This window comes from Lactobacillus panisapium, from assembly GCF_019469265.1.
Taxonomy (GTDB): Bacteria; Bacillota; Bacilli; order Lactobacillales; family Lactobacillaceae; genus Lactobacillus; species Lactobacillus panisapium.
Window position 1 is genome coordinate 23254 of the sequence record NZ_CP048268.1, and the last position, 19629, is coordinate 42882.

22 protein-coding genes are annotated in these 19629 nt (G+C 33.1%); 19 read left to right on the forward strand and 3 right to left on the reverse strand.

Going from position 1 to position 19629, the window contains the following annotated elements; all coding sequences use genetic code 11:
* The first annotated feature begins 5 nt into the window (after positions 1–5).
* The gene (locus GYM71_RS00115) at positions 6–839 is read left to right on the forward strand and encodes a hypothetical protein (protein WP_220220428.1); all 834 of its coding nucleotides are present in this window, start codon (positions 6–8) and stop codon (positions 837–839) included.
* A gap of 109 nt (positions 840–948) precedes the next feature.
* Here GYM71_RS00115 and GYM71_RS00120 read toward each other — a convergent pair whose 3' ends face one another.
* Positions 949–1953 (reverse strand): hypothetical protein, encoded by a 1005-nt coding sequence (locus tag GYM71_RS00120; protein WP_220220429.1) that lies wholly within the window; start codon positions 1951–1953, stop codon positions 949–951.
* 152 nt (positions 1954–2105) lie between these two features.
* Between GYM71_RS00120 and GYM71_RS00125 the strand changes: the two genes are divergently transcribed.
* The 10 genes from GYM71_RS00125 to GYM71_RS00170 all read left to right on the forward strand — a co-directional run bounded on the left by GYM71_RS00125 (position 2106) and on the right by GYM71_RS00170 (position 10774).
* On the forward strand, positions 2106–2420 hold the full coding sequence (locus GYM71_RS00125) for a hypothetical protein (RefSeq protein WP_220220430.1): 315 nt from the start codon (positions 2106–2108) through the stop codon (positions 2418–2420).
* A 1-nt stretch (position 2421) separates the two neighbouring features.
* Positions 2422–3477 carry an AAA family ATPase gene (locus tag GYM71_RS00130; RefSeq protein ID WP_220220431.1) on the forward strand — a complete coding sequence of 352 codons (1056 nt, stop codon included), beginning with the start codon at positions 2422–2424 and terminating at the stop codon, positions 3475–3477.
* A gap of 18 nt (positions 3478–3495) precedes the next feature.
* The gene (locus GYM71_RS00135) at positions 3496–4092 is read left to right on the forward strand and encodes a hypothetical protein (protein ID WP_220220432.1); all 597 of its coding nucleotides are present in this window, start codon (positions 3496–3498) and stop codon (positions 4090–4092) included.
* Between the two features lie 174 nt (positions 4093–4266).
* Positions 4267–5307, forward strand: a complete 1041-nt coding sequence (locus GYM71_RS00140) for a Rep family protein (protein ID WP_220220433.1) — start codon at positions 4267–4269, stop codon at positions 5305–5307.
* Positions 5308–5408: 101 nt separating this feature from the next.
* Complete coding sequence (locus GYM71_RS00145; protein WP_220220434.1) at positions 5409–5774, forward strand: hypothetical protein; 366 nt, start codon at positions 5409–5411, stop codon at positions 5772–5774.
* Complete coding sequence (locus GYM71_RS00150; protein WP_220220435.1) at positions 5771–5965, forward strand: helix-turn-helix transcriptional regulator; 195 nt, start codon at positions 5771–5773, stop codon at positions 5963–5965. The genes GYM71_RS00145 and GYM71_RS00150 overlap by 4 nt, the downstream gene beginning before the upstream one ends.
* An 85-nt stretch (positions 5966–6050) precedes the next feature.
* On the forward strand, positions 6051–7253 hold the full coding sequence (locus GYM71_RS00155) for a tyrosine-type recombinase/integrase (RefSeq protein ID WP_220220436.1): 1203 nt from the start codon (positions 6051–6053) through the stop codon (positions 7251–7253).
* A 546-nt stretch (positions 7254–7799) separates the two neighbouring features.
* Positions 7800–8090, forward strand: a complete 291-nt coding sequence (locus tag GYM71_RS00160) for a type II toxin-antitoxin system MqsR family toxin (protein ID WP_220220437.1) — start codon at positions 7800–7802, stop codon at positions 8088–8090.
* Positions 8091–8103: 13 nt separating this feature from the next.
* Positions 8104–9027, forward strand: a complete 924-nt coding sequence (locus tag GYM71_RS00165; protein WP_220220438.1) for a type II toxin-antitoxin system antitoxin SocA domain-containing protein — start codon at positions 8104–8106, stop codon at positions 9025–9027.
* A 1150-nt stretch (positions 9028–10177) separates the two neighbouring features.
* Positions 10178–10774 (forward strand): hypothetical protein, encoded by a 597-nt coding sequence (locus GYM71_RS00170; protein ID WP_220220439.1) that lies wholly within the window; start codon positions 10178–10180, stop codon positions 10772–10774.
* Between the two features lie 250 nt (positions 10775–11024).
* On the opposite strand, the gene GYM71_RS00175 is transcribed toward GYM71_RS00170, so the two are convergent.
* Positions 11025–11873, reverse strand: a complete 849-nt coding sequence (locus GYM71_RS00175; RefSeq protein ID WP_220220440.1) for a helix-turn-helix domain-containing protein — start codon at positions 11871–11873, stop codon at positions 11025–11027.
* Between the two features lie 126 nt (positions 11874–11999).
* Between GYM71_RS00175 and GYM71_RS00180 the strand changes: the two genes are divergently transcribed.
* The 8 genes from GYM71_RS00180 to GYM71_RS00215 all read left to right on the forward strand — a co-directional run bounded on the left by GYM71_RS00180 (position 12000) and on the right by GYM71_RS00215 (position 18483).
* Positions 12000–13256: an MFS transporter gene (locus GYM71_RS00180; protein WP_220220441.1), complete on the forward strand. Its 1257-nt coding sequence runs from the start codon at positions 12000–12002 to the stop codon at positions 13254–13256.
* A 419-nt stretch (positions 13257–13675) separates the two neighbouring features.
* On the forward strand, positions 13676–14350 hold the full coding sequence (locus GYM71_RS00185; RefSeq protein ID WP_220220442.1) for a CPBP family intramembrane glutamic endopeptidase: 675 nt from the start codon (positions 13676–13678) through the stop codon (positions 14348–14350).
* A gap of 108 nt (positions 14351–14458) precedes the next feature.
* Complete coding sequence (locus GYM71_RS00190; RefSeq protein ID WP_220220443.1) at positions 14459–15064, forward strand: hypothetical protein; 606 nt, start codon at positions 14459–14461, stop codon at positions 15062–15064.
* Positions 15061–15639: a hypothetical protein gene (locus tag GYM71_RS00195; protein ID WP_220220444.1), complete on the forward strand. Its 579-nt coding sequence runs from the start codon at positions 15061–15063 to the stop codon at positions 15637–15639. The genes GYM71_RS00190 and GYM71_RS00195 overlap by 4 nt, the downstream gene beginning before the upstream one ends.
* 372 nt (positions 15640–16011) lie before the next feature.
* Positions 16012–16218: a helix-turn-helix transcriptional regulator gene (locus GYM71_RS00200; RefSeq protein WP_220220445.1), complete on the forward strand. Its 207-nt coding sequence runs from the start codon at positions 16012–16014 to the stop codon at positions 16216–16218.
* A gap of 112 nt (positions 16219–16330) precedes the next feature.
* The gene (locus GYM71_RS00205) at positions 16331–16855 is read left to right on the forward strand and encodes a DUF3278 domain-containing protein (protein WP_220220446.1); all 525 of its coding nucleotides are present in this window, start codon (positions 16331–16333) and stop codon (positions 16853–16855) included.
* Positions 16856–17090: 235 nt separating this feature from the next.
* Positions 17091–17747: a hypothetical protein gene (locus GYM71_RS00210; RefSeq protein WP_220220447.1), complete on the forward strand. Its 657-nt coding sequence runs from the start codon at positions 17091–17093 to the stop codon at positions 17745–17747.
* Between the two features lie 160 nt (positions 17748–17907).
* On the forward strand, positions 17908–18483 hold the full coding sequence (locus tag GYM71_RS00215) for a hypothetical protein (RefSeq protein ID WP_220220448.1): 576 nt from the start codon (positions 17908–17910) through the stop codon (positions 18481–18483).
* A gap of 226 nt (positions 18484–18709) precedes the next feature.
* Here the strand turns inward: GYM71_RS00215 and GYM71_RS00220 are convergent, their stop codons facing one another.
* Positions 18710–19552 (reverse strand): Rgg/GadR/MutR family transcriptional regulator, encoded by an 843-nt coding sequence (locus GYM71_RS00220; protein WP_244986829.1) that lies wholly within the window; start codon positions 19550–19552, stop codon positions 18710–18712.
* Positions 19553–19629 lie beyond the last annotated feature (77 nt).

Sequence of the window (19629 nt, forward strand, 5' to 3'; positions counted from 1 at the left end):
TTATCATGAGAAACAAGAAGTTATTAACAAACACAATTATTGCCGGGACCTTATTATCTATTGGAACGAGTGCATTCCTATTTACTGATAATAATGTAGAAGCCAAAGCATTAACTGTAGCAACAGAAAAAGATTATAATAAATTACAAAAATTAGCTAAACAACCAGGAACACACTACACGAAGCATAAAAAGCTATATACAAGCTTTATTCCTGGCAACAATGTAGAAGCTATTTATTATTTCAAGTCACATAAATTAACAGGTGCAAGAACAGATCCCGGAAAAGATGACTATCAACCTTGCATTGGTACTAAAAATATAGGTGGTACTGGTTATTTCATTATGAATAATAAGGAATCAACCGGTAAAGAAAAATTTTTAATTCCTGCTGAGTATTGTCAAGTACCACATGCTTATAAGTTTAAGAAAAAACATAAAGTTGTTCATGATTATTGCGGCTCTTTAGCAAATGCTTGGAATGGCTACAATCCATATCGGGATGGCTATGGCGAAACCTTAACTAAAGAAAACATTATTTATAGTAATCATAAGAATGGTACCTTTACTGTAACTTTAGATGAAGATGGTCAAAATACTGGTAAGAACCAAGGGTTCTGGATCGGTAAAACACCAATTACATTCAGAGTTGATGGTACTAACACCTATGAAGATTACTACCCATTGTACAACTATGATCCATCTGGTGAATTAGTAGTCAGCTACATTAAGACCGAAGATCTGGATCAATTCGAGCCAGCTACGGTTACTTACAATTGGTTAGGTACGATCACCAAGAATCACAAGTTTAAACCAGAAGATAAAAAGTTAGACCTTTAATTATCAGTAACGGAAGATAATTCATAATTCAATAAGTCGTATTATTTAGTATTATGAAAGGAATCATACATGTCTAGATTTAGTAATGTTATTTCTAAGACAAAGATTGTTAAAGATGAAGCGTATCGTTCGAAATAAATTGTTTTTCTAGCATATTCGAAAGACGCAGTTCGGGCATAATTCCAAGTTTTTCTAACAATTTAATATAATGGTTATCTAGTTCTTTTAGCCATTGAATAATTAAGTCTATTGCAACTGTGCAAACAGTTAAAGCCTCATTATTGTTAGTGACTATTAATTTAATTTTGAAATAATTCCAAATAAAGTTTGAATTGAAAGATGATGAAGTATCATTTTTACTTTTTAAAATCATTGCTTGGAATAAAAGTAGTAGTGAATTCAGTTCTGAAGATATTGTCATTAGCATTTCATAAGCTCCATGAGGCACTTTTGTTGATTTTTCGTCAATAACATACATATTCTCCAACGAAAACAGTAAAAAAGTTTTTGGTTGTTCTGAAAAAGAAATATCGATACTTTTGTCTCCCTTATTTCGTTTTTCATTAAGAATGGAGTATTCCTGAACATCTTCATATGTAATTGTTAGTTGTTGAATTAATTCATTTAGATTCCAGTAATTTTTGGCTTCTTTATCGCCAGCTAAGTAAGCAGCTATATTATATCTATTTAGTAACAAAGGGATTTCTGTGGATCTAATAGCAACCCGTGAAAATAGTAATGCTAGTCTATAAACGACTTCCATAGTGTAATCTAGTATTTGCTGATGAGTGATAAAAAATGTTTCTAAATAAGTGATGCCCAGAATCCTTGAAAGGGCTAATCGAATTCTATAATCCGCCGGACGAGTCGGCGGATTTTTTTTGTACCATTTTTTGATTGCTGAATTAGCACTGAGCTTTGGTTTTGAAGGAGCTAAATAATCTTTTGGGATTGAAATTAAAGTTAAGTTTTTATCGCCAGTAATTTTTTGAATTTCTTTATTAATTTGCTCGGCTAGGTCATTTTGTGAAAGGCTATTACTTTTTATGTAGTTACTAATGAACCTAGGCAGTTCATTTGGACAATCGATGATGCATTGTTTGGATTTAGTCATGATCATTCTCCTCTTTATAATTTTTAGTACTTTAAAAAAATTAAAGTGTGCGATCGTAGGTTCTTATCTAATTTTACAATGAAATTATGAAGTTTGGTGAATAGAACTTCATAAAATTTTTTAAGGGCCCATGCCCAGAAAGGATCTCTATCATGAGAACTAAATTAAGAAAAGGCGGCTATTCCGCTGATATAGCAGCCGCTTATATCAATCAAAGTCAACCAGTCCACAATCTTAGTGTAGAACTTGAACCGCAACATAAATGGCAAAATAACGAACCGACCGAAGAAATTACCGGTTATCGCGCATGGTTCAGTCAAAAGGGACTAGAACCTTTTGCAGTCAAATTCGAAAGTAAAGTAAAACTGCCATCCTACTTATCAAAAGTAAGTTTTGACAACCTTGAGGCATGTGAAGTCAGGAATAACGTGTACTTCCGGGCTCAAGCAATTAAGGAGATAAAATAATATGGACATGAAACAATATCTAACCAGGTGCATCGACATGGCGCTAGATGCTGGTAGCAACGAAACCAGCTATAATAATAGCTTTGAAATTGAAGTCAAGCCTAACGGCTTCATATTTGTGCCGAGGTTTCCTGCCGGTTTTATTCTTAATGAAAGCCTCTACCAACGTATTTATGAGATTGCAGCCGCGGCTGTCTACCCGGAGTACACAGTGTTGAAACAGTCTAGCATCTATTTCGTGCCATTAGGTAATCATATCTTCTCCGTTGAGCGTGGCCTATTTTATCCCTGGTTTAAAGGCACACCAACTAGGCTTAACATTGATGATCTTGATAATTTTTTCAATTCTCGTAAAGATTATCGGGAAAAAATGTTGATTCCTTTAATGAAGGATTATTATGTCGATTATGAAAAAGTTACTAGTATTGCCATAGCTGGCTCAACAGGTAGCGGGAAATCAATGTTGCTGACCTATTTTCTTTCTGCATTAAGGCAGATTTCTCAGATAGTTATAATCGATCCGAAGTTCGATATGCCAGCACGTTGGGCTCGTGACCACACTGAGAAAGCAATTACGCCAAGCTCCAATTCATCAAAGTCGGACTTCGTTTCGGCAGTTAATGACGCTTTAGAATCGGCTCTGACTACTATCTACCAACGTCAACAGGCGCTTTTCCAGAATGTAAATGAACGGTTTCGACCACTGAGTATCGTCATCGATGAGTTGGCGGCTCTGACCATAGGCGTTAACAGAAATGTTAAGGACGCGTTCTTATCATTATTAAGTCAAATTTCACTACTCGGGCGGGCAACTAGTGTCCACCTGATACTTGTATCACAGCGCTTTGACCATACCGTAGTACCGACAGCTATTAGAGATCAAATGAACGTATTGATTGAACTAGGTCATATTACGACCAAGAATGTGCAATTCTTGTTCCCAGATCTTGACCCTAGTGGCATCGTGATTCCCCAGGGTCCTGGTGTTGGCATCATCCAGATTATTGATGATCAACATTTTGACAATGTTTTGCCGTTTTTAGCACCAACGTATTAAGAAAAGAGTTAATTAATTATGGAACAAATAAGACGAGCGTACAAAACAACAAAATATGCTGTATTAGAAATTATTGCATTATTAGTAATACTGGTTGGAACACTAATACTCTTACCAGGATTTGCTCAGGCATTTAGCAATTTACCAATACTTGACTTGTGTGTACCTTATATCATCAAATTTAAAGAATTTTTAGTTGAGGTGTCATGGTGGATTGCAATGGTCATATTGATTCAAGTAGTAATTATTATGATTAGTCAAAGATATAAATCATTTAATGAGTACTACCAATCAATTAAAGAAACCTACCAATTACGGCGTTCTAGCTTGCAAACAATCAAATCTATAAGCACCCAAGATGGTCAGCAGATTAAGCAACAAGACCCAACTATTTGGGCTTATAACAAGGCAATTAAGCAGTTCTATGTTGATATTAGTTCTACAACGGTAACTGCCTGGCTCAAAGTACCAGGTACTTTGCAAGGTCAAGAAATATTAAAACAAAATTTACCTATCATAGAAGAGAAAATCAGGACTGATAACCCAGCTTTTACATTTTCACAAGTGGAGCGCAATGGTAATTACTATATCATCGAAGGTACGATGATTGAATAGCGGCTTTGCCGCTTTCGCCACTAGGCGAAGGAGCGGCAAGAAGCCGCCTAAAAACAAATTTAATACAAATGTGCAACAGGCATAAATCCCTTATCAGTCGTGACATTTAACGGGCTCGTTATTAAAATGTCACGAAGTGTGCAACTGTGCAGACGATAGAAAGGAGTGACGCCAATGAAGAAAGAAATAAGAGCCAGACAGTTCATGTACGCCCAAGACCTAAACCATTTGAAAGTTAAGTCCCAAGAACTCCCTAATATACTAGATAATTCTGGCGCAATCGAATGGGCATACATCAATCATAATCACGATCAAGCTGAAAATGGTGAGCCAATTCGTGAACACTATCACGTAGTGCTTAAGTATGAACATCCGCAGACAATCACCAGTATTGCCAAGCTGTTCCAGGATGAACCCCAATATGTGCAAATATGGCATGGCCGGATCAACAACGCCTATTCCTATCTCATTCATGAGACGCAAGACGCCGAAAATGCCGATGGCAAGTACCATTACGCCACTACCTCGGTCAAAGCATCGTTTGACTATCCGAAGCGCTTAGAGCAAATTCGCACCAAAATCAAGCTTAGCCCAAAGTACGAAAATGAACAGATAAGGCGCTACGCCGAGCAAGCTATCAGCCGAGAGCAACTGACTGAAGAGTTAGGTGTCTACGGTATAGCAAGACATCAGCAGCTGATCGACAAGATAGACGCTGAATTATTAGTTCAGAAGCATCAGGAATGGCTCAAAAAATTCAGCGGTCATAAGATGACCACCTTGTGGCTCTATGGCAAAGCAGGCGTTGGTAAAACCCGCTTAGCTGAACATATCTTTCAAGGAAAAGATTACATTACTCTAGGTAGTTCACGTGATCATTTCCAAGAATATCACGGTCAAAGATTCGTTATTCTGAACGACCTGCGGCCCAATGACTTCGAATACAGCGACTTGCTGCGGTTGCTTGACCCTTATCAGCACGATAAGGCCGCACCTAGTCGCTATCACGACAAGCGGCTCAACTTAGAAAAATTAATAATCACGACTCCATATGATCCAATCAGTTTCTATCGCAATATCAATTCGATCAATGATATGGCGGTGGATTCGATTAATCAGTTGTTAAGACGCATTAAGCCAATCAAGGTCACAGATCAAATGGTCAAGACAATTAAGCGCAAGGTCACTCGCCGAAAAAATAAAAAAGCTAGTTAAATCTCCCCAGATCGAAACTAGCCTTCTAAAAAATTTTTCAAATTAAGTATAAAACTAAATTTAGCAAAAAGAAACTTTATTAATATTGAAAGGAAATAAATATGAATAATTCAAAATTAAAAAATAAGTTCTCTTATTATGATACGTGGATTATGCCACCTACATTTCAGCAATTATGCGATTTTGGCTTGATTGGCCGCAGAATCGGCGAAGTCAACATTATTGACTATCATGACAATCCAGGCGATAGCTTTATTGATGATGGAATCATCTGCCAAGTAGAAAATTGTATTAATGACCGAAATAAGCCACTCGAAATTCTTTTATTCTGCGATACAGTTGCCGATTATTCGAAATTCATTAATCAACCGGTTATAGCTGATGTAGGCAACTTTTATTGCCCAGGCTGGCAAGAAATACCTACCTATCAGGTCAAAGGCTTACGAATCGCAGGTGACAAGAAATGACGTCAATTTTATTGAACGGCAAGCAGCTCTGTGAGCAGCTTAATATTAGTACCACCTTACTTTACAAGTTTCGCAAAGCTGGCATGCCTTATCATCAACTGCCACACGGCAGGGCCTATTATAATCTTAATGAAATCAAAGAATGGTTAACATCTGCTGGATATCACCAAGAAAAAACTTGGTCAAAATAATCTAAAATGAGATAGAATAGAAACAAGTGACTAATAACTAAGCTTTTATTTCTATCTTTTTTTATTTAAGAAAGGTAGAAAAATAATGATAAAGAAGGTAACAAAAGGAAAATATAAAGATAAGTATCAAGTTAGAATCCAACCAACAGATAATATAACTGGCAAGCGGATCAGCTGGACAGTACAATATGCCAACACAGAAAAAGATGCCAAAAAGATTGAGAGAAAAATGTGGGCTGAATATGAATCAGGCCTTAATCCAAGCGATGGCAAGGTTGTTTTTGCCAATGATTTTCAGCGTTATGTGAACCAACGGGCAAAATCATTAAGTCCTGTCACTCTAAAAGCCTGGCAAGAAACAGCTAACTCAGTGAAAGATTATTTTGGCAAAGCAACTATTTCCAAAATAACCACGCCACTAATTAGTCAATATGCCCACGATTACGTCGAAAAACACCATGCAACGGTTAGCAACTCATCCAATATTGCTAAAAGATTGGTCCACTTGCGTAATTACTTCAAATTTCTCGAAGGCAAAGTAGTTAAAGAAAATCCAGTCCCAGAAAGAGCCTTAAAATTATTTTTTAAACAAAGTGATTTCACGGTCTCACAGGATTGGCGAATTTTCACTAAATCAGAACTCAAGGCAATGCGGCAATCACTTATCACTGATTTGAAAAATAATCCCGTGGAACTAAATGGCAGTAAATTAGCAATATTGATCGAAAGTTACACTGGCATGCGAGTTGGCGAACTGCAGGCTCTGAAATTTTCAGACATTATGCAGATAGACAATTATTACACCTTCAGGATTAGTGACAGCTGGTCAGATTTGAGCAAGTCTTTTAATGGTTCGCTAAAAGCCCGGCCTAAAGGAGAGTCCCGGACTCTCTTGCCTATTCCGAAAGATGTAATCGATTTAGTAAAAGATTATCAGATTAAGCAAAATAGGTTTTTGACCGACCATAATTTAACCAACTTACTAGATTTAATATTTTTGAATCTGCATGATTATAAAAAGGCTAATAATAAAGAGCCAATTACGCAAAGAAGTATTAATCAAATGCTGCAAAAAGTTTGTCAACAGTTAGATGTAAAATCTAATAAAAAACGTATGAGCCTGTATTCATTTAGGCATACAATTTGTACGCAACTAGCCAATACTCCAAAAATGTCTTATCCTTGGGCGGCTGATAAAATGGGACATTCGCTAAATATGTTTATGAATACGTATGTTGGCCTATCAGACGATATTAACAAGGCGATGGCTAATTTGTGGGTTAGCTGACCTGGGAACATTTTAAGAACATTTTTTCATTATCTTACTGTTGAAAATGTTGATATATAAGGATTTGTTGACTAGAACCTCTATTCTTCTAGTCAGCATAAATTAAACAATCTTTTGATTTTTAAGCCTGTTATTCAAGTTTTAAATAGCTTTGAATAACAGGCTTTTTTGATACTTTTGTATGATTTATACTCAGTTATAGGTAGTCATGAGAATTTAGACTTGCCACAATTTTTGCCACGCGGTTTTATTATTAAAGCTTTAAAAGGACTGTACAAAAAGTAGCGGGATAATGATCAAAATATATCAGTTAACTATAATAAGCAAAAATCGAAGTAAAACTAAAAAGACTAAGTCCGATTGAATATCGGGCATTAGTCCTTGATTAAAATTTATTAAACTGTCCTAATTTTGGGGTTCACATCAAATTGTTGTTTCTATCTCTTTTTTCGAATCCTTATGGAATGATGAAGTAGATTATTTGTTAGTTGCTACTGATTAGTAGTAGATGTTATAATGGCTTGGAAATATACTTGGAGGTTTGTAATGGAAGTTGCTGAGGCATTAGCAAGAGTAAAATTCCTTGTGAAGCATAATCATTTTCAAATGGTTCGAAGAAGAGACAAAATGGCAATGCCAGTTTCAGTGACTTTGGCGAAAGAAATAGTTAAGCAATTGTCGATTAGTGATTTTGTTAAACATGAACGGAATAGAAGTAATCCGTTACAATTTGTCTGGGTATTTAAAACAAGCGATGGACAAGCTTATTACATTAAGTTCGTGTTTACTGAAGATAATCAAAAAGTAGTATTTATTAGTTTCCATCTTGATTATTAAGGGAGTGGATTATATGGCTTACCAAAAGGATTTCATGACTACTTATACCATTAATGGACATAGTTATACAGTAAAGGCACCGGCTCTTTTTGACAGTAAAACCAATGAATTGATTCCGGATAAGGTACTAGATGATCAAGCCGCTGAAATTGCCCGTCAAAAATATCGTGACGAGATGGGCTTATTGACACCAAAAGAAATAAAACAATATCGATCTAAAGTTGGATTAACACAACGCAATTTAGCAGAATTAACCGGATTAAGTCCAAATACGATTGCTCTTTACGAAGCAGGTGCATTTCCAACAAAGGCCAATAATAGGTTGTTAAAGTCTCTCATAAAAAGTGATAATGTACTTGAACAATATATTTCTGATGAGAAGAATAAATATTCTAGTGAATTGATTGCAAAGGTTAATTCTTATTTGAACCATAGTGATCGTGTTGTAGAATCCCAAACTGAGCAGCCTAGATTCACTGCTGTGCAGTTAGCTAATTGGTTTCGAGTTGAGAATTATTTTGAGCGAGAAAATGATTTAAATATTGATCCATTAACGCAAATGAAAGTCATTAAACTTCTCTATTTTGCGTATGGTAGATTTTTAGCTGAAACTAGAAGTAAACTGTTTTCTTCTCCTATTATTCATTTTCAATACGGTCCATTAATAACTGAAGTACATAATAAGTTTAATGGCCAGCGTGTTTTAGATATTGATAAACCAGACAAAGAGGCCATGGATGACTATAATCTGGTTTCTAAAAATGGTGAGATTGTCGATTTACTAGATAAGGTTAATAAGGATTACATTAATTATAATGCTGCTCGATTAAGTAAGCAGACTCATCGGACTGGATCACCATGGGATTTAACTCCGGAGCGAGAGGTAATTAAAGATCAGTTGATTTTTGACTCGTTTAAACGAGGAGTAGAAGAATAATTTTAAAATGCATATAGTGAAAAATATATCATTGAATTTGTGCAATAAAAGCAAATAAATTATCAAAGAGTGGGAAATTAAAATCTAAGCAGGTTTTTCATTGTCTAAAGTTAAAATGTCAAATATCATTAACTTATACTAAGTGGTGTAAAAAGGAATACCGGTATTATTTTAAGACTTCTAATAACCCAAACCTACACTTAAATGGTTGTTCAATGATTACTTCTAAAGGATTTAAAATTTAGAGTGGAGTGATATATAATAAAGGCAAGCATTGATAAATCAATAAAAAGCTGAGAACTATTGTTCTTCTAGTCAGCATAAATATGCTTTGAGTAGTCTATTATCGAGTACTATGAATACCTTGATAATAGGCTTTTTGCTTTCTATTTATAGTTGATGGTTATGCAAAGAAAAACTTGGGCTAACTTTACCCTTCCTGAGATATTTTTGCGGTTATTAGAGAAGTGTTTCATCACTGTCAGATTGACTGATGTGCACTTGTCGGCACACAATAGCAACTAAGCTAGATAACATTCCAGGAATGTCTTTCCGTGTTAGTCATACAGTTAAAAGAATAGTTGCAAATCTAATTGGAAATATAACTACAATCTCTATACGAACAGCGTATGCCGAAAAAAGGATAGCTAGTGAAAAGTAGCGAAATTATTAAACTTTGATTTTCCAATTTCAAGACCTGTGCCAAGGCAATATTCAAGGACATTATTAGCAGACATTGTTGGAAAACTTAAACTCGCAGATTATAATAAGTATTTAAATTGGGAACAATTAAGAGTAATTAGAAATATGTTAGAACAATTATTTTCAAGCAATAAGTTGGCATAATAGTAACATGGTAATAAGCAATTTTTTATTAATTATATTTGCAATAGTGTCATCTTTATCCAGAGGAATAATCTCAGTAATTGATCGCTATCAGATGGGATACCGCCATCAAAGCTCAATTAATGTGAATTTTTTGAATAATCTTTGTAGTACTGCATTAGTAACCATATTTTTAATAGGCTTATTAAATAAGTTTCCCACGCCTAAAATAACGGGAAACTACGTTAGCAAAATTATTATTTATGGTTTGCTTGCACAGCTAGTTGCGTATGGGTACAGTTATGTTTTTAAAAAAGTAACGATAATGCAATCAATTGTCTTAAGCAAACTGACAGACTTGTTCATTCCCTTAGCCATCTGTTTAACCATGGGTTACTTTAACAAATCATCATATTTGATCTCAATTATATCTACGATCATTGTAGTTTGTTACATTATTTTTAAGCAAAGACACAGTCAGATGAATGTGACCACTCTGTTAAAAACATTTATGGTTATTGGTCCCCTGTTGATTGTACAAGCAGCACTATCACCACTATTAACTAAAGGTGTTATAAGGCTGGTTGATCTGGTATATTTCACGATTGCGACGATTTATATTCGTTGTATCATTACAATTATTACTTTTTGGGTTAAGCATCATGGTTTGCGAATTAAGGGTGTAAGAATTAACAAACAGATCTTTTGGATTTATGGTGCCCGTGCAGTTTTGACAATACTAGCACAAGCGACGTATACGTTAGCAACTTCATCACCTAATTCGGGAATTGCGTGGATTTTTCTCAACATGACCAATTTATATAGTGTTATTTTTGGTAGCTTTGCATTAAAGGAAAAAATTCATGTTTCTGATGTGCTGCTGATTATTTGTATATTTGTATTAGCGCTAATATCCAAATAATTAAGTTTAGTGACTGCAAAGGAAGCCATACAGTTTCATTATTCAAGCTTCAAAAGGGCTGTACAAAAAGTAGCGGGATAATGATCAAAATGTATCAGTTACTATAATAAGCAAAGAATCAAAGTAAATTAAAAAGACTAACTCCGATTGAATATCGGGCATTAGTCCTTGGTTAAAATTTATTAAACTGTCCTAATCTTGGGGTTCACATCAATATCAAATACGACTTTTTTGATTTTCTCATGTTTATCTACAATGATTTATCTAGAATTTTTTTCATGTCTTTGCTAAACTCTGGCATACCCAACGAACTAATGTGATCAATTGCCATTCGAGCTTTATTTACATACTCATCCTTTTTTTCATAGTGATAATTCACTATATTTTTAAGTATAAAAATGCAGTTTTTATAAAAAAACAGATTCGGTTTAGTAATAATTTGATCCGCTGCTTGAATAAAGAATTCTGTTTCTTTATATCTACTTTCCCTGATACACATAATTAACATGTTTATCGCTATTCCTAATATTGTTTCTTGAACATTCGAACTTCCCGAATAGCGAAATTGCGTGATTACTCGCCGACTTATTAACAAATTGCTGTCAAGATCATAGAACGCCATCAAGTTACAATACAAATCTAATTTATTTTCGTCAAAATTAGAAATATTAAAAATTTTTTCTTTCAACTTATTTCGTTCTTTTTCATCAAAATCTTCTACGTGATTTCCAACTAAAGCGATAAGTGCATCTATAAATAGCAGCTGATCTTCTTTATCAGCTACTTCGCTATTTGCAATAACATTTTTAATATCCTTAAGCTGATCCTTATCATTATGATAAAACGCTTCATTCATTGCCTCGCCAATATCTCTGTTTTCATCATATCTTACTTTATCTTCTTGACTAAGCTTGCTAAAAAATTCCCACAGCTTAATGTTATTAGCATGCAATAATGCAATTAGATCCTCGGCTGTAATTCTGTGCTGATCTTTTTCAACTTTTGAATAATATGATGTGCTAATCGTATTACCAGCCCATTCTTTTTGAGTTTTCAATCTCTCAATTCGATATTGCTTTAGCAATTGTCCTATTGTCATTCGTGATCCTCCTTAATTTCATTCAAATTTGGCGTTTAACATTCAAATACGACATTTTTGCTATTCCTTATTATACCCACGTTATAACTTAAGATATAAAATATTTAATTTAGGAGTTATCAAATTATGGACATTTTTATAAAGAATAAGGATTATAGAAAATTTACAATCGCCAGTTTCTTATCTGGTGCAGGCAATATTTTGTTTTACTTAGCACTTATTACTTACGCAAGTAAATTAAGAAATTACGCCTTGGCTATTTCATTGATTTCAATTTCAGAATCAGTACCGCAAATTTTTCAAGTTTTTAGTGGATATTTAGCTGATCGTACAAAAAACAAATTCAAGCTAATGGTTTGGTTAGCCGCCATACGCTTTGGGCTCTATCTAATTGTCGGATTACTTTTCGCTAGTGGATTTGCTGGCTGGAACCTAGTTTTAGCTGTTATTGGCATTAACCTAGTATCGGATATTGCTGGCTCATACTCTGGCGGCCTTCAAATGCCTCTAGTTGTTAACATTGTTGGAGATGATGAAGTTGCCGAAGCTGAAGGATTTGTTAGTGGGATCAACGGTATTATCAATATGATTGCACAATTCATTGGTTCTGGTTTATTACTTTTCATGTCTTATTCCAGTCTGGCAATCTTCAATGCCTTAACATTTCTAGCGGCAGGTGCCCTTTTTGCCAGTGTCGGCCGTAATTATTACAAGACTCATCCTCAAAAAGGAACTACTTCAGTTAATGAAGAGGGGTTCTTTAAAACAATTGCTTTATCATTCAAACAAGTAAAAAAGGCAAAGGGATTGTTATCAGTCGTTCTAGTAATTGCGTTATTAAATGGAGTTTTAGGGACAATTGAACCTTTAATTTCAATCGTAATCGCCGGTAATAAGTCTTCTATGGTCATTGGAACATACAGTTTTACGATTGCCCTAATAGGAGGTGTAATGACTGCTAGTATGGCACTTGGTAGTATTGTAGGCACAAAATTATTCAAGAATATGTCATTATTCACTATCGCAATTATTTCAACAGCTTTAAGTATCGCAGTTATTGGTACAATGTTTATTAAAAATATTTTCATTTGTCTGCCAATCATGGCAAGCCTTGCAATATTTATTGGTACGGCTAGCCCTAAATTAACACAGTGGCTTGTTGAAGCAGTTGACCAAAACATTTTGTCATCAACTATGGGAATGCTTAACACAATTTTAGTAGTGACTGCGCCAGTTATGACAACTATTTTTACTACAATTACTGCTTCGTTCGGTATTACTATCGCATTAACACTATTATGTGTAACTTGTTTAATTATTTTAGCAACAATAGTTGGGGTAGTCTATTCTACCAATAAAAATGTAGCTATTAATGAAGCATAGCTATAAACAGATTTATTACATTTAACCTGTCCATAATTTATACCAAAGCAACTTATGTAATGTGCATTAAGCGAAGTTGCTACGAAACCCAGTGCTACTAGGCTAAAAACTGCAGCAAATAATTGTTTGTGAATTTAAAGTTGTATAGCAAAAGAGAAGACTGTTAAATCAGTCTTCCCTTTTTGTTACCTAGTAATTTCACAATTAGACCAATTGCTATATTTTTACTTTGTCTGAACTATGTGAATAGAGCGCAGGTTATAAATATTAATATTTAAAGTAATAATGACTGGAACCCTTATTTTTCTAGTCGGCATAATTGAGATTGCACACTTAAGCGTAAGAAAATTGCTTGAAAGAGGACATCATGAAAGCTATAGTAAACTGAATCAAGGTTAAATAAAGGAATAGTTAGTCATATGAAAGTTTTAAAAGACATTAAAAATAGGGTGTTATACATTTGCTTATTTGTGATATTATTCGTAATTATTCAAATACCCACAATTAGTGAAGACTTTTTTAGGGGAGAAAGTTCGAAAAATATAAATTTATTTTTACATGTTGCTATCTCATTTTTTAGTACAATAATAATATTTTTAATCATTGATACCGTTTATCGTCGCTTGAATCCCAAGCCAATGTTTTTGAAAAATAGTATGATTAGAAACTATAGCTTTGCAGCTATCTTTGCACTATTTTCACAAGCTTTACAATTTATTATTACACTGCTTGAAAAGGGAAATGATCAAGACTTAGAGCTATTTGCTGTTTCGAAATCAAGACTTGCACCGCTTTTAATAATTACGTTAGTTGTAATTTCGCCACTTTTAGAAGTAGTGTTATGGCAAGGAATTTTACAGGGCGGAATTTTAAAAGATCTTTCTCCCCTTTTTTCCATAATAATTACAAGTGTATTATTCGCATTTGCTCATGGTTATTCCTTTAACTATGGCACTTTAGAATTATTATGTTCAGGAATTGCATACTCTCTTTTATATTATGTTACTGATGATTTGGGGTCGGTAGTATTCTGCCACGGTCTGTCAAATTTCATTGTCTATTTAATAAACTTTGTTTTTGAACTTACTATCTAAAAATCTATTTGTGATCGGGGTATTTAAAGAACGTAGCAAGCAATATTACAATCTGTTTCATTAAGTTAAGCCAAAAAGCTAGCGGAATAATAAATAAGGGACCTAAAAATGATAATTGATAAAGTAAACTGGAATACATACTTGAATAAAGAAACTCTATTGGAAATTTTTTGTAATGATAAGTATCCTAATACTTTTTCTTTAGGTTATATGATTGCAAACATTGATAAATATTATATTTTTAAAACGATCGATGAAACTGGCTATCTTGATGGCTATGAATTATATCAAAAAGATTCAATCAATAAGATAAAAAAAGATACTAATTATTGTAAAATGTTTACTTTTTATATTAATTATTTGAAAGAAAAAGATTGTTTTGACAATTTGGATTTAAAAACTGCTTACGATAAGGTACCTAAGGATAGTATTAATGGTATTTTGCAGTATTGCTTTGATCATGGCATGGTAATAACAATAACGCAGGTGGATGGAGAATACTATGAAACTGGAAAAGTTATTTCTGTTACTAATCAAGAAATAGTATTAGATCAAAGAACATATACTGAAGACTTGGAAGAATCAGAGAATTTGGCAAAAGTAAGAAATAAAGCAATTAAAATTGACAATATTTTATCCTTAAAAATAATTACAAAAGAGACATATTTGTATCAGCGATATCTTGAGCAAAAAAATAAGAGGTTCATGCAGTGAAATTAAAAAGAAAAGATTGGGATTCATGTTTACACAAAAATGTTTTGTTAGAAATTTATTTGAAAAGCCGAAATTCTAGCTTTTTTTCTTTGGGTTACATGATTGCCAAAATAGGTAAGTTTTATATTTTTAAAACAATTACTGAATATGGTGATCTTGACGGCTATGTTTTATATAGAAAATACGGCATTGAAAAAATTAAAACAGCTGATAATTATACGAAGGTATTTAATAATTATATTAATTTATTACAAAATGATAATCATTTTGATAACTTAGATCTTGAAAATCTTTATAATAAAATTCCAATTGGCAGTATTAATAGTATTGTTAGATATTGTTATGATCATAACCTAGTGGTGACGATTGATGATTTTTATTGCGACTGTTTGTTGACTGGGACGATCAAATCATTTAATCGGCAAGAATTAGTCTTAGATCAAGAAGAATACTGCAAAGATTACGACGTGAATAATGATGAAAAAATAGTAACCGTCAAACTAAATAATATTTCTGGTTTTGATTTAGTAACGCAAAAGACTTATCTTTACCAGCAGTATCTCAGGCAAAAATAAATTAAGCATTGTGAAAGTTGGAAGGAAGCTTATCTATCCTGATTAAGAGATATCAAATTTTCATACGGTTATATTTTGGAAAAAACAACAAATCACATTCAAAAATTGCATTGATTTTAATATTTATGTTAATTGTGACCTCCTCCACTTTTAGAAGTAGTGTGATGGCAACATTATTACAATCTGTTTCATTAAGTTAAGCCAAAAGCTCAGTTAACTAGTTGTAACTGAGCTTTTGGCTTGTCTTTTAATTGTATTAAATCAGAAGATAAAGAATAAATGTTAAATATTGTTGACATTTTATAAAAATAGTCTAATATATGTGACATAAAGATGTTAGATATATATGACATCATAGAAAAGGATTGATCTATGAATCACGTGAAGGAATATCGTAAACGAAAAGGTTTATCGCAAAAGGCATTGGCTGATGAAATTGGCGTTGCCAGACAAACAATCAACCTAATTGAAAAAAATAAGTATAATCCGTCATTAAACTTATGCTTGAAATTGGCTAATGCTCTAGGGACAGACCTCAATTCATTGTTTTGGTCTGGAAATAACAATATGTCTGAGTAAAAATTGTGTGCTGAAAGCTTTCAGTTAGAAAATACTGAGTATTTCCAAGCAGCAAGTTCAGGTTTTACGATGGAGATTTTTGAGAAATAAATTGATCAAGGAGAAAGATGTTATGGAAAAGAAAAATAGCTTGTTTTTTCGTTATATGAAATATTGGTATGGCATTTATGGTCCATTAGATGAATATAAGAGATCTGAAGTAGAAAGGATTGGTAACAATGCATTCTTCATTGTCTCTTTACCAATGAACTTTGTGATGATACTAGCAATTGTTGTTAGTAATTTACAGATTGCCTATAAAACTACTCTTGCTTATATCATTATGTTGTTTGGCTGGTTTATTCTTGAGTTAACTGCTGATTCTTATATTTTACATCAATTAAAAAAGTTTAAATTGCAAATTTATGAAGTAGAAAATAGTCAAGTTAAAAATGTCAAAAAGAAAATCTGGACTACAAGTTGGATTAGCGGATTATTCTTTGGAGTGTTGATGACAGCAGTAAGTAATGTGATTACTCATCAAGATTTAACTAGCTTCTACACGTTATTTGAATTTTTACTCCTTACTGCTGTGATGGCGTTGGCTAATGGTTTCGAACGAACAAGGCACATTAAACTGGTAGAAGATGAGGATTAGATGCTAAGCTTTAAATGCATTAGATAAATGCAATTTAAAGAGTAAATAGTTAATACAAGTATTAACACTACCTGTCTAGGTAAAGACTAAAATTATTGCTCCTATAAATAATTATAGGTTTAGGCAAAAAACTGCTTAGGTAATGGTAATTAGTTTAAGCACTATAAAACTGTTTTACCTGAAAGTGTAATCGTAATATAAAAATAGAGCTAATTGGTAAAGCAAGGTAGAGATTATGAATAAGAGAAGATTTATTAAATTACATGTTGGAATATTAACAGCAACCTTATTATCACTTGGGGGAATTTCTTCAGTAGTAGTTGCTAAGAATAAACCGATTTATGAAAAGCACGTTTTTCGTACTCCGGCTTATGGTGTAGCCAATTTTCACACTAGTTATTCAGGCAAAACGCATAAGATTACCTTTAGCGGAACGGCGTCGGGATTTCGAGATTTAGTTATTAAGTATGATGGAAAGGTAGTCAAGGAATTTAAACTTAAGAAAGCTGATAGACATTTTAAAACAACAATACCGTTTAAAGGTTATAAGACTTTTAAAATTCACGATGGCAATGGTCATATGCTAAAAGATATCTCTGCTGCACAGTATGCAACTAAAAAGCCAAGAATTAATTCATATTACCAAACAAATGAACATTTAAAAATAGAATTGTCAGGCAAAAAGGGTGATATTGTAACGATTTGGAAAAATGGCAAGGCAGTTAAACGCAAGCGTATAACGGATAAATTTGGTACAATAATAACAGTACCAAATACTTTGTTTGAAGATAATTCTAAGATTACTGTTACCAGGCATACTATTGGAAAGAAAACTAGTAAAGGTGTAAAGATAAATAAATCAAAGGATAACAGCATCTCAATTGATAAATGATAGAAATGAATCACTAAAAATTGTTTTACAATAAGGCCATATGATTCTAATCGCATAAATTAACAATCTTTTGATTTTTAAGTCTGTTTCATTTGAATACTACATTATTCGTGAGATTTTGAATTTATCAGTCGAAAAAAGTATAAATAAGGGGAATAAGTTGAAAATTAATAAAAATGATTGGAATACGTATTTAAATAAAGATGTTTTATTAAAAGTTTATTCTGTGGATGGTGAATCTGATGAATTTTTGTTGGGATATATGGTCAATGATATAGATAGCTACTATATTTTTGAGTCGATTGATGAATATGGTGGGCTAGATGGCTACATTTTATATAAAAAAGACGCTATTCTTAAAATAGAGCGTGATAATGATTATACTGCTGTATTTGATTTTTACATTAGCTACTTAAAAGAGCGAAAAGCTTTTGATGTGTTGAACTTAAGTGCTGTCTATGAAAAAGTTCCAAAAAATAGCATTGATAGCATTCTGCAATATTGCTACAAAAGCAATCTTGTAATAACAATATCGCAGGCTGAAAGCGAAATTTGTCCAACTGGAAAAATTATTTCACTTAATGAAAAAGAAGTGTCTTTGGATCGAAAAAGGTATCGGAATGATTTTGGAATAGAGCAAGAAGCTGAAGATGCTCCTATTAGTATTTCTGATATTTTGACTGTAGATATTACTACAAAAGAAACATATCTTTATCAAAAGTATCTTGAAAAGTAATCATATTATTGCCACGCTATTTCGACGTCAGTGACTGGATATAGCAATAAAGTTCATACGAAGCTTATATTCGCACTATAGAAGTTGATTTAAAATAATTAAGCTTAATTTATCAATGTTTTACAGAGATAAGTTAAGCTTATTTTTTGCGTAACAATCAGTCGAGCTCACAAATAAGAAGATGTCTTTTACTTTAGGTTTTATTATTCAAAACAGTAAATAGCCCTTAGGCTATCAAATTTGCTTTCAGCGAATTGAAAATTTCTAAAAAATAGGATGCCATGTGTTTCATATTTAGTTTTGTTAGCAAGGTGATGATTTGTAAGATTTCTTGGTCATTTTGATTTTCTAAATAATCCATAAGAGAGTTTAAAAAATATCTGCCCATGATTAGTTGCATTTCATTTTCTGGCAATATGACGAGGTCAATCTTATTCAAAATACTTTGAGCGTATTTAAACTCGGAAGCTTTTAATAAACTAATAATTGCTTCAAACAAAGTAGTAATTGCAAAGTGTAAAGTGTTTTTCCCGGCTTTACTGATGAAATCGAAATTGGCAATAACCTGCGAACTAATTTGAAAGATAATTGACGGACTAAGAATGTTTGTAACATTTTGGAATAACGACAAATTTTCTTGCGACCAGATTGTAAGTTTAGAAAGTTGCTTATTCAGTTTATTTTGATCAGCCACTGGAAAAATATTAATTTTGCTGATGCGCTGATATAATGCGCAAGAAAGAGCCGCATAATCAAGACTAAATAATTTATTGTCTTGGTGAAACTTAGCGAGACTTTTTTGAGCGATGATTTTTAATTCCTGCTCATTTTGGGTATTCCATGCGGATTCTAATTCTTGTGCTTCATTGTCAGGCATATCCAGCTTGTTTAAAGCAATATATTCCGAAGTGGTGATATTAATTCGTTCAAATAATTTAATCGCTTTATGAAGGTCCATATTCCCTTGGCCGTTTTCCCAGCGAGATAACATTGGAACAGAACATATTCCTTTAGATGCATCAGTTAGCGTAATATGTTGTTCTTTTCTTAGTTTTTTAAAATTCATCATGAACATCTTTCTTTTATAAAATCTGGCTAAATTTATCATATATGAAAGAACTGCAAATACAACTGAAGTATTTGTGA

Bases quoted from the DNA above. Each gene is read 5' to 3' on its own strand.
- GYM71_RS00130 (WP_220220431.1), top strand. From the start codon at position 2,422: ATGGACATGAAACAATATCTAACCAGGTGCATCGACATGGCGCTAGAT.
- GYM71_RS00150 (WP_220220435.1), top strand. From the start codon at position 5,771: ATGACGTCAATTTTATTGAACGGCAAGCAGCTCTGTGAGCAGCTTAAT.
- GYM71_RS00115 (WP_220220428.1), top strand. From the start codon at position 6: ATGAGAAACAAGAAGTTATTAACAAACACAATTATTGCCGGGACCTTA.
- GYM71_RS00180 (WP_220220441.1), top strand. From the start codon at position 12,000: ATGGACATTTTTATAAAGAATAAGGATTATAGAAAATTTACAATCGCC.
- GYM71_RS00175 (WP_220220440.1), bottom strand. From the start codon at position 11,873: ATGACAATAGGACAATTGCTAAAGCAATATCGAATTGAGAGATTGAAA.
- GYM71_RS00205 (WP_220220446.1), top strand. From the start codon at position 16,331: ATGGAAAAGAAAAATAGCTTGTTTTTTCGTTATATGAAATATTGGTAT.
- GYM71_RS00160 (WP_220220437.1), top strand. From the start codon at position 7,800: ATGGAAGTTGCTGAGGCATTAGCAAGAGTAAAATTCCTTGTGAAGCAT.
- GYM71_RS00185 (WP_220220442.1), top strand. From the start codon at position 13,676: ATGAAAGTTTTAAAAGACATTAAAAATAGGGTGTTATACATTTGCTTA.
- GYM71_RS00155 (WP_220220436.1), top strand. From the start codon at position 6,051: ATGATAAAGAAGGTAACAAAAGGAAAATATAAAGATAAGTATCAAGTT.
- GYM71_RS00125 (WP_220220430.1), top strand. From the start codon at position 2,106: ATGAGAACTAAATTAAGAAAAGGCGGCTATTCCGCTGATATAGCAGCC.
- GYM71_RS00135 (WP_220220432.1), top strand. From the start codon at position 3,496: ATGGAACAAATAAGACGAGCGTACAAAACAACAAAATATGCTGTATTA.
- GYM71_RS00190 (WP_220220443.1), top strand. From the start codon at position 14,459: ATGATAATTGATAAAGTAAACTGGAATACATACTTGAATAAAGAAACT.
- GYM71_RS00145 (WP_220220434.1), top strand. From the start codon at position 5,409: ATGAATAATTCAAAATTAAAAAATAAGTTCTCTTATTATGATACGTGG.
- GYM71_RS00140 (WP_220220433.1), top strand. From the start codon at position 4,267: ATGAAGAAAGAAATAAGAGCCAGACAGTTCATGTACGCCCAAGACCTA.
- GYM71_RS00220 (WP_244986829.1), bottom strand. From the start codon at position 19,552: ATGATGAATTTTAAAAAACTAAGAAAAGAACAACATATTACGCTAACT.
- GYM71_RS00120 (WP_220220429.1), bottom strand. From the start codon at position 1,953: ATGACTAAATCCAAACAATGCATCATCGATTGTCCAAATGAACTGCCT.
- GYM71_RS00170 (WP_220220439.1), top strand. From the start codon at position 10,178: ATGCAATCAATTGTCTTAAGCAAACTGACAGACTTGTTCATTCCCTTA.
- GYM71_RS00210 (WP_220220447.1), top strand. From the start codon at position 17,091: ATGAATAAGAGAAGATTTATTAAATTACATGTTGGAATATTAACAGCA.
- GYM71_RS00200 (WP_220220445.1), top strand. From the start codon at position 16,012: ATGAATCACGTGAAGGAATATCGTAAACGAAAAGGTTTATCGCAAAAG.
- GYM71_RS00165 (WP_220220438.1), top strand. From the start codon at position 8,104: ATGGCTTACCAAAAGGATTTCATGACTACTTATACCATTAATGGACAT.